This is a genomic window from Sphingomonas sp. Leaf30 (assembly GCF_001422525.1).
In the GTDB taxonomy this organism is placed as follows: domain Bacteria; phylum Pseudomonadota; class Alphaproteobacteria; order Sphingomonadales; family Sphingomonadaceae; genus Sphingomonas; species Sphingomonas aerolata.
Genome location: NZ_LMKZ01000001.1, coordinates 1,243,884 through 1,256,345 on the forward strand (window position 1 = coordinate 1,243,884; position 12,462 = coordinate 1,256,345).

Below are 12,462 nucleotides of genomic sequence, written 5' to 3' on the forward strand. Positions count from 1 at the left end.
CGATGACACAGATTAACTCCGTCATCCCAGCGCAGGCTGGGATCTCCCCGTTTCCGAGCGCGCCCGCGCGGCGTGAGACCCCGGCTTTCGCTGGGGTGACGAGGACCTCATGATCCAGGCCTTAGCCTTTTATCTCTTCGCCTTCGTCGTCGTCCTGTCGGGCGCCATGACGATCGCGTCGCGCAATCCGGTCCATTCGGTGATGTGGCTGATCCTCGCCTTCTTCAACGCGGCGGGTCTGATGATCCTCGTCGGGGCCGAGTTCATCGCGATGCTGCTCGTCATCGTCTATGTCGGCGCGGTCGCGGTGCTGTTCCTGTTCGTCGTCATGATGCTCGACATCGACTTTGCCGAAATGCGCGCCGGCGTGGCACGGTATTTCGGTATCGGGCTGGCGCTCGCGGTCGCACTTGCAGCCGAGGTGATGATCGCGATCGGCGCATGGAGCACGGGGCCGATCCAGCTCGCACGGCGCGCGGCGCCGATCGATGCGCGGGTGCCCAACATCCAGGCGATCGGCAACCTGCTCTACACGCGCTATCTTTTCGTGTTCGAGGCGGCCGGGCTCGTCCTGCTCGTCGCGATGATCGGTGCGATCGTGCTGACGCATCGCCAGCGTGGCGGCGTGAAGGCGCAGAACATCAGCCGTCAGAACGCACGCCGTCCGCAGGACGCAACGCGCAACACGCGCCCGGTCGTCGGGCAGGGAGTCGAACTGTGACGATCGGTCTCGTCCACTACCTCGTCGTCGCGGCGATCCTGTTCACCATGGGGGTGCTCGGCATCTTCCTGAACCGCAAGAACCTCATCGTCATCCTGATGGCGATCGAGCTGATCCTGCTCGCGGTGAACATCAATCTCGTCGCCTTCTCGGCCTTCCTCAACGATCTCGTCGGACAGGTGTTCGCGATGTTTGTGCTGACGGTCGCAGCGGGTGAGGCCGCGATCGGCCTGGCCATTCTGGTCATCTATTTCCGCGGTCGCGGCACCATTGCGGTCGACGACGTCAACCGGATGAAGGGGTAATACGGTTGATCCAGCTTATCGTCTTCCTGCCGTTACTGGCCGCGATCGTTGCCGGGTTCGGCAATCGCGCGATCGGCAACGTGCCGGCGAAAATCGTCACCACGGCCGCGTTGTTCGCGTCGTGCCTGCTGTCCTGGCTGATCTTCCTCGGTTTCATGGCGGGCACCAGCAGCGCGACCGTCGAGCCGTTGCTCAACTTCATCCAGTCGGGCGACATGAACGTCGCATGGTCGCTGCGCGTTGATGCGCTGACCGCGGTGATGCTCGTCGTCGTCACGTCGGTGTCGGCACTCGTCCATCTGTATAGCTGGGGCTATATGGACGAGGATCCCGACCAGCCGCGCTTCTTTGCGTATCTGTCGCTGTTCACCTTCGCGATGCTGATGCTCGTGACTGCGAACAACCTCGTCCAGATGTTCTTCGGTTGGGAAGGCGTGGGCCTCGCGTCCTACCTCCTGATCGGGTTCTGGTTCCGCAAGCCCTCGGCCAGCGCCGCGGCGATCAAGGCGTTCGTCGTCAACCGCGTCGGCGATCTGGGCTTCATGCTCGGCATCTTCGGCACGTTCCTCGTGTTCGGCACGGTCTCGATCCCCGAGATCCTGGCGGTTGCACCCGGCATGGCCGGTTCGACGATCGGCTTCCTCGGCTACCGCCTCGATACGATGACGGTGCTCTGCCTGCTGCTGTTCGTCGGCGCGATGGGCAAGTCGGCACAGCTCGGCCTGCACACCTGGCTGCCGGACGCGATGGAGGGGCCGACGCCGGTGTCGGCGCTGATCCACGCGGCGACCATGGTCACCGCAGGCGTGTTCATGGTGTGCCGCCTGTCGCCGATGTTCGAGATGAGCCCGGTCGCGCTGACCGTGGTCACCTCGGTCGGTGCCGCGACCTGCTTGTTTGCCGCAACCTGCGGCCTCGTCCAGACCGACATCAAGCGCGTCATCGCCTATTCGACCTGTTCGCAGCTCGGCTACATGTTCTTCGCAGCGGGCGTCGGCGCGTACGGCGCGGCGATGTTCCACCTGTTCACGCATGCCTTCTTCAAGGCGCTGCTGTTCCTGGGTGCGGGTTCGGTGATCCATGCGATGCACCATGAGCAGGACATGCGCTATTATGGCGGCCTGCGTAAGAAGATCCCGGTGACGTTCTGGGGCATGATGGCGGGTACGCTCGCGATCACCGGCGTCGGCATCCCCGGCATCTTCGGCAACACCGCATTCGGGTTCGCTGGCTTCCATTCGAAGGATGCGATCATCGAGGCGAGCTGGGCCGCGGGTCAGCCGGGCGTGTGGTTCGTCGGTGTACTCGTCGCGCTGCTCACCAGCTTCTATTCGTGGCGCGTGATGTTCCTCACCTTCTGGGGCAAGCCGCGCTGGGCCGCATCGGAGCACATCCAGCATGCGCTCCACGACGCCCATGGTCACGACGATCATGCGCACGACGCGCATCATGTCGACGATCACCACGCGAACCCGGCAAAGGCCGAGGACGCAGGCCATGCGCCGCACGATCATCACGATGCCGTGCATGCGCCGGCGGAAGGCGATGGCGGGTATCACCCGCATGAGAGCCCGCTGCCGATGCTGATCCCGCTGATCGTTCTGTCGATCGGTGCGGTGCTCGCAGGTTTCGTCTTCCACGGTTACTTCATCGAGCCGAGTGCAGGCGAAGAGTTCTGGAAGGGCGCGCTCGCGTTCCGCGAACATCTGATGCACGAGATGCACGGCGTGCCGCTTATCATCAAGCTGTCGGCGACGATCGCGATGTTGCTCGGCCTGCTGACCGCCTGGTACGCCTATATCAAGAACCCGTCCTTCCCGGGCAAGGTGATCGAACAGTTCGGCGTGCTCTACGACTTTCTGCTGCATAAGTGGTATTTCGACGAGCTGTACGACCTGATCTTCGTCCGCCCCGCCTTCGCGATCGGCCGCTTTTTGTGGCACCGCGGTGACGAGAAGACGATCAACCGGTTCGGCCCCGACGGGTCGGCCTGGCTGGTCCAGGTCGGCGCGCGCGTCGCCGGCCGCTTCCAGACGGGATATCTCTACACCTATGCCTTCGTCATGCTGATCGGCCTGACAGCCGCCGTAACCTGGGCGATCGGACTCTATTGATGACCGGCTTTCCTATCCTCTCCGTCCTGATCGCGATTCCGATGATCGCGGCCATCGCGTGCCTGTTCGTCTCGGCGAACACGGCCCGGATGCTCGCACTCGCGGCAACGCTGATCGACTTCGTGCTCGGCATCATGCTGTGGATGAACTTCGACATCGGCGGCGCGCAGTGGCAGTTCGTCGAGCATGCCCCCGGCATCTTCGGGCCGTTTGGCTGGTCACTCGGCATCGACGGCTTCGCGCTGATGCTGATCATGCTCAGCGTGTTCCTGATGCCGATCTGCATCGGCGCCAGCTGGCGCTCGATCACGACGCGCGTGCCGGAATATATGGCGGCGTTCCTGTTCACCGAAGTGCTGATGATCGGCACGTTCGCGGCGCAGGACCTGTTCCTGTTCTACGTCTTCTTCGAAGCCGGCCTGATCCCGATGTACCTGATCATCGGCATCTGGGGCGGGGCGAACCGAATCTACGCGTCGTACAAGTTCTTCCTGTACACGCTGCTCGGCTCGGTCCTGATGTTCATCGCGATGCTGTACATGGCGAAGACCGCGGGCACGACGAGCATCCCGGCACTGCTGAACTACGACTTCCCGGCGCATGTGCAGACCTGGCTGTGGCTGGCGTTCTTCGCGTCGTTTGCGGTCAAGATGCCGATGTGGCCGGTCCACACTTGGTTGCCCGACGCGCACGTGCAGGCGCCGACCGCAGGGTCGGTGATCCTGGCGGGCGTGCTGCTGAAGCTCGGCGGATACGGCTTCCTGCGCTTCCTGCTGCCGATGTTTCCCGAAGCCTCGGGCCAGCTCACCTGGTTGATCTTCGGCCTGTCGGCGGTCGCGGTGATCTACACTTCGCTCGTTGCGCTCGTGCAGTCGGACATGAAGAAGCTGATCGCCTATTCGTCGGTGGCGCATATGGCGATCGTCACGATCGGTCTGTTCGCGTTCAACCGCCAGGGTATCGAAGGCGCGATGATCATGATGCTGAGCCACGGGCTGGTATCGGGTGCATTGTTCCTGTGCGTCGGCGTGATCTACGACCAGCTCCATACGCGCGAGATCTCGCGCTATGGCGGCCTGGCGATCAACATGCCGCGCTATGCGATCTTCTTCCTGTTCTTTACCATGGCGTCGATCGGTTTGCCGGGCACCAGCGGCTTTGTCGCCGAGTTCCTGTCGCTGATGGGCACCTATCTGGTCTCGACCTGGACGGCGCTGCTCTGCACGACGAGCATCATCCTCGGTGCGGCGTACATGCTGTATCTGTACCGTCGCGTGGTCTTTGGTGAGATCAAGTCGGACGAGGTTCGCGGCATGGTCGACCTGTCGGCGCGCGAATTCTGGTTGCTCGCGCCGATCGCAGCCGTCGTGCTGTGGATGGGCGTCTATCCCGAGAGCTTCCTCGCGCCGATGCGCAAGGATGTGAGCGTCCTGCTCGCGCGCGTCGACCGCGCCAAGCCGGCCAGCGATTCGAACCCAACTGCGGGGAAGCCCGCCACCGTGCGTGAAGCCGCGCACGGGGAGGCACACTGATGGAATACGCCGCTAACATCGCAATGACGCTGCCCGAGCTGGTGCTGGCACTGGGCGCGATCGCGCTGATGCTCGTCTCGGCCTGGGGCGGGGACACGTCGACGCGCGCCGTGTCGATCGCCTCCGTATTCGTTCTGGTCGGCGCCGGAATCGCGCTGGTCGGTCCGGCATCGTCGGGCGGCTATGCGTTCGACGGCCTCTACCGTGCCGATGCGTTCGGTGCCTTTGCCAAGGTGCTGATCTACATCGCGTCAGCGGTCGCGATCATGATGGCGCCAAGCTTCTTCGCACGGTCGCAGGGTGAGGATCTTCGCCCCGAATATCCGGTGCTGATCCTGTTGTCGGCGTGCGGCATGGGCATCATGGTCTCGGCCAGCGACATGCTGACGCTCTATGTCGGTCTCGAGCTGCAGAGCCTTGCGGCGTACGTCCTCGCCAGCTTCATGCGGCGCGACGGGCGTTCGGCCGAGGCAGGCCTCAAGTATTTCGTGCTCGGCGCGCTCGCCAGCGGCATCCTGTTGTACGGCATCTCGCTGGTCTACGGTTTCAGCGGCACGACTTTGTTCTCGGGCATCGCTGACGCCTATGCCGGGACCAAGTCGCTTGGCTTGCTGTTCGGTCTGGTGTTCGTCTTCGCAGGCCTCGCATTCAAGATCAGCGCAGTGCCGTTCCACATGTGGACGCCCGACGTTTATGAAGGCGCACCGACGCCCGTCACCGCCTTCTTCGCCTCGGCTCCCAAGGTCGCGGCAATGGCGATGGCGGTACGCGTCGCGATCGAGGCAATGGGGCCGGCGACGGACCAGTGGCGTCAGATCGTGATCTTCGCGGCGCTTGCCTCGATCATCCTCGGCGCGGTCGCGGCAATCGGTCAGACCAACGTCAAGCGCCTGCTGGCCTATTCGTCGATCAACAATGTCGGCTTCGCACTGATCGGTCTCGCTGCAGGGACGCCGGAAGGTGTGTCGGGCGTGCTGATGTATCTGACGATCTATGTCGCGATGACCTTGGGCTCGTTCCTGGTCGTGCTGCAGATGCGCGGCGATGACGGGCAGCCGGTCGAGACGATCGCGAGCCTGGCGGGCATGTCGCGGACGCGGCCGGGGCTTGCCGCCGCACTCGCGATCTTCATGTTCAGCCTTGCCGGTATTCCACCGCTGTTCGGCTTCTATGCGAAGTTCGCGGTGTTCAGTGCGGCAGTCGATGCAGGCCTCTTCCCGCTCGCCGTGGTCGGCATCGCGGCATCGGTGATCGGCGCCTATTATTACCTGCGCGTCGTCAAGACGATGTACTTCGACGATCCGGCACCCGCCTTTGCGCCGATGGAGAACAAGGTCGAGGGCGGGTTGATTGCACTGGCGGCAGTGTTCGTCTCGCCGGCCGGCTATCTGCTCATCCCCGTGCTTGGAGCATGGACGATGGCGGCAGCGCGGGCGTTGTTCTGAGCATCATCCGTACCGTTGCGGAGACAGGATCGACCAATGCCGACCTGCTGGCGCTGGCCCGCACCGGTGCCGATGACGGCCTCTGGCTGAGGGCGGTCCGGCAGACTGCGGGGCGCGGCCGGCAGGGGCGGGAATGGTCGTCCCCCGACGGTAATCTCTATGCGAGCACGCTCGTGCGGCTGCGTCCGGGCGATCCGCCCGCCGCCAGCCTCGCGCTGGTCGCGGCGGTCGCGTTGTATGAGGCCGTGTCGACCGTCCTCGTCGCCGGTATCCGGCAGGGGACGACGGACCCGAACGCGACGCTGCTGCTTAAATGGCCGAACGACCTGTTACTTGCCGATGCAAAGCTGTCCGGTATCCTGCTCGAGCGGGCCGACGATGCGGTCGTCGTCGGCTTCGGGGTCAACATTGCGCACCATCCCGAGCTGGCCGATCGCAAGACGACCGATCTCACGGTGCATGGCGTCGTCATTGAGCCCGCGCCGTTCCTCGACATCCTTGCCGACGGCTTTGCGCGCTGGGTCGCGCGCTGGCGGACCGAGGGGCTGGCGCCGGTCCGCGCGCGCTGGGTCGATTGCGCGCATCCGGCGGGCACCGCGCTGACCGCGCGGCTCGCGGACGGCGACGCGGTCGAGGGACTGTTCGTGGGGCTTGATAGCGATGGCGCGTTGATCCTGCGCACCGCGTCTGGCGAGCGCCGTGTCATCCACGCCGCCGACATATTCCTGCTGTGATGCGGCGTGTCATCGCCATCGCCGCGGGTCTCGACTATGCACTATCCGCACGGAAAGGTTGAAGGTCCCCGCATGCTGCTCGCCATCGATGCCGGCAATACCAATGTCGTGTTCGCGCTCGTCGAGAAGGGCGTCATCGTCGCGCGGTGGCGGATCGCGACCGATCCGCGTCGTACCGCGGACGAGTATGCGGTGTGGCTGAGCCAGCTGATGCAGCTTGGCGGGCATGACCGGGGCACGGTCGAGGGCGTGATCATCGCGACGGTGGTGCCGCGCGCGCTGCACAATCTGCAGGTGCTCGCGTCGAAATACTTTGCGACCGAGGCGCTGATCGCCGGCCGCGCGCCGGTCGAATGGGGGATCGCGATCGATGTCGACGAGCCCGCTTCGCTTGGCGCCGACCGTGCGGTCAACACGATCGCCGCGCACGCGCTGCACGACGGCGACCTGATCGTCATCGATTTCGGCACCGCGACCACGTTCGACCTCGTCGACTATCGCGGCGCGTATAAGGGCGGCATCATCGCGCCGGGGATCAATCTGTCGCTCGACGCGCTGGTCACCGCTGCCGCCAAATTGCCGCGCATCGCGATCGAGGCGCCCGCCGATACCAGCGTGATCGGGCTGAACACGGTCTCGCAGATGCACATCGGCATCTATTGGGGCTATGTCGCGATGATCGAGGGGCTGGTCGCGCGGATGAAGGCCGAGGTCGGGCGTCCGGTCAAGGTCATCGCGACCGGCGGACTTGCGACGCTCTTCGAAAAACAGACCGACGTGTTTGACGTCATCGAGGCCGACCTGACGATCCAGGGGCTGGCGATGATGTGGGACCGTCACCATATCTAGGGCCATTGGGCTCGCGCCAACCGGCCTGCGGGCCACATTCCCCTGTAATCCTGAAAGTAATCAATGACTCCGAAGAACGAACTCCTTTTCTGTGGCCTTGGCGGCTCCGGCGAAATCGGCATGAACGTCAACCTGTATGGCTGCCAGGGCAAATGGGTGATGGTCGATCTCGGCATCACCTTTGCCGATCCGCAATATCCCGGCGTCGACGTCATCCTGCCCGATCTGTCCTTCATCGAGGAGCGGATCGACGATCTGCTCGGCATCGTGATCACGCATGGCCATGAGGACCATATCGGATCGCTGCCCTATCTCGCCGAAGATCTGGGCGTGCCGATCTATGCGACGCCGTTCACGATGGGGCTGGTCCGCGGCAAGCTCGAGGAAGAGGGGATCGCCAACCGCGTGAAGCTCAAGATGATCCCGATGGGCGGCAATTTCCAGCTCGGGCCGTTCGGCTTCACCTTCGTCGAAATGTCGCATTCGATCCCCGAGGCGAACGCGCTGCTGATCGACACGCCCTATGGTCGCGTGTTCCACACCGGCGACTGGAAGCTCGACAAGAACCCGGTGATCGGCAATCCGACCAAGCCCGAAGGCTTCATGGCGATCGGCGACAAGGGCGTCGACGTGCTGGTCTGCGACTCGACGAACATCTTCAACACCACCGCATCGGGCAGCGAGAGCACGGTCCGCAAGGGCCTGTTCGAAGAGGTCAGCAAGGCCAAGGGCCGGGTGATGATCACCAGCTTCGCCTCGAACGCCGCGCGGCTCCACACGTTTGGTGAAGTGGCGAAGGAAACCGGGCGCAAGCTGTGCGTCACCGGACGGTCGCTCGACCGGATCATCAAGGTCGCGCGTGCGACGGGGTATCTGAAGGACTTCCCGGAGACGATCGATCCCGACACCGCGATGCGTCTGCCCAAGAACAAGGTTCTGATCGTCGCGACCGGCGGGCAGGGTGAGGAGCGCGCTGCGCTCGCGCGGGTTGCAAATGGCAGCCACACGATCACGCTCGAGGCCGATGACACCGTGATCTTCTCGTCGAAGCAGATCCCCGGCAACGAAGTCCAGATCGGCCGCATCCAGAACACGCTGGCCGCCAAGGGCATCCGGATGGTGACCGAGCGCCAGGCGCACGTCCACGTCTCGGGCCATCCCGGCCAGCCGGAACTGGCGCAGATGTACGAGTGGCTGCGTCCCGACACGCTGATCCCGACGCATGGCGAGATGCGCCACATGATGGAGCATGCGCGCTTCGGGCTGGAGCAGGGGATTCCCCGTGCGCTGGTGCAGAGCAACGGCGACATCGTCCGGCTGGCGCCCAAGGGGCCGGTCAAGATCGGCAATGCGACGGTCGGCCGCCTGGTGCTTGATGGTGACGTGATCCTGCCGGCGGACGGCACGACGCTGAACGAGCGTCGCAAGCTGGCGATTAACGGCCAGATTTCGGTCGCGGTGGCGATCGGCAAGGACGGGCGGATGCTTGGCCAGCCGCAGGTCCGCGTTCAGGGCGTGCCTGTCGAGGAAGATCGTGCCGCGTTCGTCGCGGATGCGGTCCAGGCGGTTGCCGACACCGTGCGGGGCGGCAAGCGCGATATCGACAAGATGCGCGAGCAGGTCCGGCTTGCGGTCCGCAAGGTCTCGACGCGCTGGACCGGCAAGAAGCCGATCGTCGACGTTCTGCTGATCGAAGGCTGAGCCGATGCGCTGGACCTCGGCACTCGCGATCTACGTCCTGTTCTGGGCGTTCTCGGTGTTCCTGGTCCTGCCATTCGGTGTACGGACGACGCGTGAGGTCGGGGGCGAAACCGTCCCCGGCCAGTCCGAAAGCGCGCCGCATGATTTCCACGCAGGTCGCGTTGCCTGGCGCGTGACGATCGTCGCGACGACGCTGTTCGTGCTGTTCCAGCTGAATTACGCTTACGGCTGGATCACGCCGCAGATGTTCGACCTGTTCGACACACGCGACATGGTCCGCCGCTAGCGCGACCGGGGCGGGCGCCCTTATTAGCGGAGGCGTTCGATCGCCTGTGCGAGCGCCACGTAGAGCTTACCCATATCCGACGAGAGCAGGGTTACACCGAGCGGCGAGCCGTCGCGCTGTGCCAGGATCGCGCGCAACATCGATTCGAAGTCGTGGATGTAGCGGTTCACCATCTCGCGGAAGCCCGCATCGTCGTCATACAGGTTCGCGATCGACCGGACGTCGTTCGCATCCAAGATGCGCACCGCCCGCCGCGTGAAGACGCCGCGATCCCCCTTGAGATAGGCGGCCCAGGCGCTGTCGGCGACTTCGGGCGCGAACGCCTTGGCGATGTCGATCGAAGCAGAATTGAGCGATTCGATGAGCAGCGAGACCCGCCGTGCGAACGTATCGCGATCGGCGGTTTCGCGGTCGTTGCGCGCCTCTTCGAGCCGGGTTTCGACGACCGCGGTCTGCTGCGCAATCGCCTCGACCTGTGCCGCCAGCCGCTCGGTCGCGCGCGTCGTCGCGTCGACCGCGGCGTCGGTCGCGTCGCCGATCGCCTGGATCTGCCGATCGACGGTGTCGCCGGTCGCGCGGCGCAGCGCAGCACTGCTGGCGAGCTCGAGCGCCTGCGCGGCGTCGGGAATGACCTGAGCGAGCGTGTGGCGCGCTGTATCCGCCGCCGCGGTCGCGGTCTCGCGGACGCGCAGCAACGCCTCGACGAGACGGGGTGCGGCTTCCTCGGAGAAGCTGTTGGTGCGGTCGATCGTCTCGTCGACCATCTGGCCAAGTGCGTCCGCCTTGGCGCGTCCCGAGGCCAGCGTGTCGAGCAGGGTGTTCGACAAGCGATCGAGCACGCTACGCTGTTCGGCGATGACCCCGGCAATCGCCTCGATCGCGTCGTGCGTGCTTTCGGCCGCGGTGACGAGCGCGAGCAGTTCGGGCTTTGCCGCGACCACGATCGCCTTGCTGTCGGCAACGCGCCGGTCGAGCCGGGACAGCGCGTCGGGCAGCGTTTCGTCGATCTCGCGCGCCGCGGCGTCGAGGGCGATCAGCAGCGACTCGGTCGTGCCGATCGTCCGCCCTGCCATCGCCTCGCCCGAGCGGAGCGCCTCGGTCATCGCGTCCGCCGAGCCGCCCAGTGCGCTGATCGACGCAGCGAGCAGCTGGGTTCGTTCGACACCATGATGGTGGAGCGTCTCGATCCGCGTCTCGACCTGATCGAGGCCTGAACCGAGCGAGCCGAGGATATCCTCCCCGGCTGTACGCTGATCCTCGAGGCGGCGCGCCACCTGGGCGATCGCCGAATCGACGCCGGCGATCCGGTCGGCAATCGCCTCGGCGCTCGCGCGCGTCGCGCCGTCGAGCGCCACCTGATTGGCGCGGACCATCGCCAGCACCGCGTCACCCTGCGCAGCAATGCCCTTGCGTGCGTCGTCGACCGCATCCGCTGTACGCCCGAGCAGTGCGTCAACCTCCGCGGACATCGTCTCGGTAACCGCCTCGAGCCGGGCGCCGGCGGTTTCACTGGTCGCCTCCATCCGGATGATATGTGCGGCCAGCCGCTGCGCCGCGCCGCTCGCCACCGCATCGGCCTCCCGGCCACGGGCTGCCAGCGCGCCGATCTGCGCATCGAGGGCACCGGCATGCTCGCTGGCGGAACGGCCGGCGCGCTCGAGCTGGTCCGCCATCGCTTCGGTCTCGGCATGCGCGCGCGGCAGCGAGGCGAGCAGGACACCGAGCGACGTCTGCGTCGCGTCGGCCGCGGCAACGAGGCTGCGCGTGTGCGCGTCGGCGCGTTCGATCTCGGTCGCGAAGCCTTCGCCGATCGCGCCGAGAAACTGATGCGCGGTCTCGCCCATCGTCATCAGCGTGTCGACCTGGTCCGCCAGATGACGGCGATTGCGGTCGATCGTCTGCGCGGTCGCGGCGACCGCCTGTTCGAGCCGGGCGGATTCCGCCTGCATTGCGCGCGCCGTGACGCCGAACCGCGCCGCCTCGGCCCGGCTCGTCCGCATCGCGAGCAACCAGATGATGCCGATTAGCGCGGGCACGACGCACAGCGCTGCGAGGAACTGGACCAGCGCGACCGGTCCGATCGCACCGATCTCGCCGCGGACGAGCCAGAGCATGACGGCGAGCCAGAGCAGGACCGCGGCGATCGCCGCACCCGCGAAGATCCGCCCGCGATCGGCGCCGTCGTCGTCCGCCGGCAGGATATAGTCGTCGATAAACACGGGTGCGCGTTCCTTCAAAGGCGGTGGTGGGACGTCGCCAAGGTCCGGATCCCGGGCAGGGTCCGCGCGTAGGCCGATGATGGAAGAACCCCCGTTCATGCCCGGGTTTTACCATGAAATCGGCTTTGACAAAGCGAATAGCGCAACCTCCCGTTAAGTCGGTCGCGTGTACGCCCCATCTCATGGCCTATGATCCCGGAGCAATCGACGCCGCCCTGGCAGCCGCGGTCGGGGACGATCCGCTGCTGATCGCCGACCTGCACCTCGCCTTCACCCACAGCGCCGCCGACGCGCTGGACGCTATGGTGGACGCATCCGACGCCGAGGCGTGGCGCGCCGCGGCATGGCGGCTGAAGGGGCTGGCCGCGAGCTTTGGCGCGATGCCGCTGATGACGCTGGCGCGTGCGGCGGCCGACACCCCGCCCGGCGACGACGACATGCTGCGCCGGCTGCGCGACGCGGTCGAGCAGCTTTGATGCGCATGCAGGGCGTCGATCTGCACGCGCTTCCGACGCGCGGGCTTTGCATCCGCCGTTTCGACGCCTAACAGCCGCAG

The 12,462-nt window shown here is 65.5% G+C and carries 11 protein-coding genes; 10 read left to right on the plus strand and 1 reads right to left on the minus strand.

What is annotated here, in order from left to right; genetic code table 11:
* Positions 1-109 precede the first annotated feature (109 nt).
* The 9 genes from ASE89_RS05785 to ASE89_RS05825 all read left to right on the plus strand — a co-directional run bounded on the left by ASE89_RS05785 (position 110) and on the right by ASE89_RS05825 (position 9,687).
* Positions 110-721 (plus strand): NADH-quinone oxidoreductase subunit J, encoded by a 612-nt coding sequence (locus ASE89_RS05785; RefSeq protein ID WP_031440949.1) that lies wholly within the window; start codon positions 110-112, stop codon positions 719-721.
* On the plus strand, positions 718-1,026 hold the full coding sequence (gene nuoK, locus ASE89_RS05790) for an NADH-quinone oxidoreductase subunit NuoK (RefSeq protein WP_031393835.1): 309 nt from the start codon (positions 718-720) through the stop codon (positions 1,024-1,026). The genes ASE89_RS05785 and nuoK overlap by 4 nt, the downstream gene beginning before the upstream one ends.
* Before the next feature lie 5 nt (positions 1,027-1,031).
* A complete protein-coding gene (gene nuoL / locus ASE89_RS05795) occupies positions 1,032-3,140 on the plus strand; it encodes an NADH-quinone oxidoreductase subunit L (protein ID WP_056674798.1) in 2,109 nt (702 codons plus the stop codon).
* The gene (locus ASE89_RS05800; RefSeq protein ID WP_056674800.1) at positions 3,140-4,672 is read left to right on the plus strand and encodes an NADH-quinone oxidoreductase subunit M; all 1,533 of its coding nucleotides are present in this window, start codon (positions 3,140-3,142) and stop codon (positions 4,670-4,672) included. Before nuoL ends, ASE89_RS05800 begins: the two co-directional genes overlap by 1 nt.
* A complete protein-coding gene (nuoN, locus tag ASE89_RS05805; RefSeq protein WP_031440946.1) occupies positions 4,672-6,117 on the plus strand; it encodes an NADH-quinone oxidoreductase subunit NuoN in 1,446 nt (481 codons plus the stop codon). Before ASE89_RS05800 ends, nuoN begins: the two co-directional genes overlap by 1 nt.
* Positions 6,084-6,851, plus strand: a complete 768-nt coding sequence (locus ASE89_RS05810) for a biotin--[acetyl-CoA-carboxylase] ligase (RefSeq protein WP_192002983.1) — start codon at positions 6,084-6,086, stop codon at positions 6,849-6,851. Before nuoN ends, ASE89_RS05810 begins: the two co-directional genes overlap by 34 nt.
* 72 nt (positions 6,852-6,923) lie before the next feature.
* Entirely contained in the window at positions 6,924-7,700 is a 777-nt protein-coding gene (locus ASE89_RS05815; protein ID WP_056674803.1) for a type III pantothenate kinase, read from the plus strand.
* A gap of 63 nt (positions 7,701-7,763) precedes the next feature.
* Positions 7,764-9,401, plus strand: coding sequence for a ribonuclease J (locus tag ASE89_RS05820; protein ID WP_056674805.1), 1,638 nt, complete (start codon positions 7,764-7,766; stop codon positions 9,399-9,401).
* A 4-nt stretch (positions 9,402-9,405) separates the two neighbouring features.
* Positions 9,406-9,687: a DUF1467 family protein gene (locus ASE89_RS05825; protein ID WP_031393778.1), complete on the plus strand. Its 282-nt coding sequence runs from the start codon at positions 9,406-9,408 to the stop codon at positions 9,685-9,687.
* A gap of 23 nt (positions 9,688-9,710) precedes the next feature.
* On the opposite strand, the gene ASE89_RS05830 is transcribed toward ASE89_RS05825, so the two are convergent.
* A complete protein-coding gene (locus tag ASE89_RS05830) occupies positions 9,711-11,906 on the minus strand; it encodes a hypothetical protein (RefSeq protein WP_330219044.1) in 2,196 nt (731 codons plus the stop codon).
* Positions 11,907-12,088: 182 nt separating this feature from the next.
* On the opposite strand from ASE89_RS05830, the gene ASE89_RS05835 reads away from it, so the two are divergent.
* Entirely contained in the window at positions 12,089-12,382 is a 294-nt protein-coding gene (locus ASE89_RS05835; protein ID WP_056674809.1) for an Hpt domain-containing protein, read from the plus strand.
* Positions 12,383-12,462 lie beyond the last annotated feature (80 nt).

What these genes read in the sequence shown, in the direction of transcription:
- ASE89_RS05785 (WP_031440949.1), top strand. Translation starts at nt 110, where the DNA reads ATGATCCAGGCCTTAGCCTTTTATCTCTTCGCCTTCGTCGTCGTCCTG.
- ASE89_RS05800 (WP_056674800.1), top strand. Translation starts at nt 3,140, where the DNA reads ATGACCGGCTTTCCTATCCTCTCCGTCCTGATCGCGATTCCGATGATC.
- nuoN (WP_031440946.1), top strand. Translation starts at nt 4,672, where the DNA reads ATGGAATACGCCGCTAACATCGCAATGACGCTGCCCGAGCTGGTGCTG.
- ASE89_RS05810 (WP_192002983.1), top strand. Translation starts at nt 6,084, where the DNA reads ATGGACGATGGCGGCAGCGCGGGCGTTGTTCTGAGCATCATCCGTACC.
- ASE89_RS05815 (WP_056674803.1), top strand. Translation starts at nt 6,924, where the DNA reads ATGCTGCTCGCCATCGATGCCGGCAATACCAATGTCGTGTTCGCGCTC.
- ASE89_RS05820 (WP_056674805.1), top strand. Translation starts at nt 7,764, where the DNA reads ATGACTCCGAAGAACGAACTCCTTTTCTGTGGCCTTGGCGGCTCCGGC.
- ASE89_RS05825 (WP_031393778.1), top strand. Translation starts at nt 9,406, where the DNA reads ATGCGCTGGACCTCGGCACTCGCGATCTACGTCCTGTTCTGGGCGTTC.
- ASE89_RS05835 (WP_056674809.1), top strand. Translation starts at nt 12,089, where the DNA reads ATGGCCTATGATCCCGGAGCAATCGACGCCGCCCTGGCAGCCGCGGTC.